Source organism: Brevibacterium linens ATCC 9172 (assembly GCF_900169165.1).
In the GTDB taxonomy this organism is placed as follows: Bacteria; Actinomycetota; Actinomycetes; order Actinomycetales; family Brevibacteriaceae; genus Brevibacterium; species Brevibacterium linens.
Map to the genome: position 1 here is coordinate 1 of NZ_FXYY01000071.1, position 1,305 is coordinate 1,305.

Consider the following 1,305-nt stretch of genomic DNA (forward strand, 5'->3'; position numbering starts at 1 on the left):
CATCGCGGCCGGAATCCACGGAATCGAGAACAAACTCGAACTGCCCGAGGCCCTCGAGGGCAATGCCTACACACAGGACGTGCGGAGCATTCCGCGTCGCCTCCACGACTCCGTGGCCGCCTTCGGATCCTCCGACATCGCCCGCAGCGCCTTCGGCGACGAGGTCGTGGACCACTACACCCACGCCGGCAAAGTGGAGATGGCGGCCTTCGACGCAGCGGTCACCGATTGGGAGGTCCGGCGCGGCTTCGAACACACCCCAGGCCCGGGGCCCCCACCGCCCTCTCAGCGGCTTCCCCACCTCATTCGCCCCCGTCCAATGGGGAGTCTCGCAGAGGAACGCGGGGTTCCTCCCATGGGTTCGCTGCACCGCCGTGACCAGGGCCGGTGGCCGCGTCGTCCTCCTGCCACCGGAAGATCCGTGGACGCTTGCCGAGGTGGCCGAACTCGACGGCCTCATCCTCACCGGCGGCGACGACGTCGACCCCGGACTCTACGAAGCGCGGGCCCACCCCCGCACCCAGGTTCCCAACGTGCGTCGCGATTCCTTCGAGACCACCCTGTACCGGCACGCCCGCACCGCGAACGTGCCGGTGTTCGCGATCTGCCGCGGCGCCCAGATCGTCAACACCGTCCACGGTGGAACCCTGCATCAGCACCTGCCCGACCTCGATGGCTACGGTGCCCACGAGGCTGAGAAGAAGGACGAATTCGCCGAGGTGGAGGTGGCGACGACACCTGATACCGCCGTGGCCGGCCTGATCGGAACCGAGGCCACGGTCAGATGGCACCATCACGAGACCCTTGAGGATCTGCGCCTGTTCACCGGCCTCGTCGAGGCTGCCGCCTGCCGCGTGAAGACAACGACGACCACGACACTGCAGACACCAGCGGAGGCCCACCGATGACCGAAGTGATCAACCCCGCGACCGAGGAGCTCATCACCTCGGTCGAATCGCACAGCGCCGAGGCGACGAAGGATGCGATCGGCCGGGCCGCCTACGCCTTCACCCGGTGGCGGACCACGGCACCAGCCGAGCGAGCCGAACTGCTGCGCGCCTTCGCCCGCGATGTCGCCGAGGCCGGACACACCATCGGCAACGCCCGGGGCGAGGCCGGCAACGTCCGCGACGTCCTCAACTACTTCGCTGGGGGAGTAGAACGCCACCTCGGCGATCAGATACCAGTGGCCGGGGGCGTCAATGTCACCTTCAACGAACCACTCGGAGTCGTTGGCATCATCGTGCCATGGAACTTCCCGATGCCGATCGCCGGCTGGGGGTTCTCACCGGCACTCGCCGCGGG

2 protein-coding genes and 1 pseudogene are annotated in these 1,305 nt (G+C 68.0%); all 3 read left to right on the plus strand.

Annotated elements, in window-relative coordinates; all coding sequences use genetic code 11:
* Positions 1-40 precede the first annotated feature (40 nt).
* Positions 41-184: pseudogene (locus BLIN9172_RS18705) on the plus strand (glutamine synthetase); the annotation flags it as partial.
* Positions 185-374: 190 nt separating this feature from the next.
* The gene (locus tag BLIN9172_RS17790) at positions 375-908 is read left to right on the plus strand and encodes a gamma-glutamyl-gamma-aminobutyrate hydrolase family protein (protein ID WP_219618611.1); all 534 of its coding nucleotides are present in this window, start codon (positions 375-377) and stop codon (positions 906-908) included.
* Positions 905-1,305: aldehyde dehydrogenase family protein (locus BLIN9172_RS17795; protein WP_145998010.1), on the plus strand; the 401-nt coding region annotated here is incomplete at its 3' end. The genes BLIN9172_RS17790 and BLIN9172_RS17795, both read left to right, overlap by 4 nt.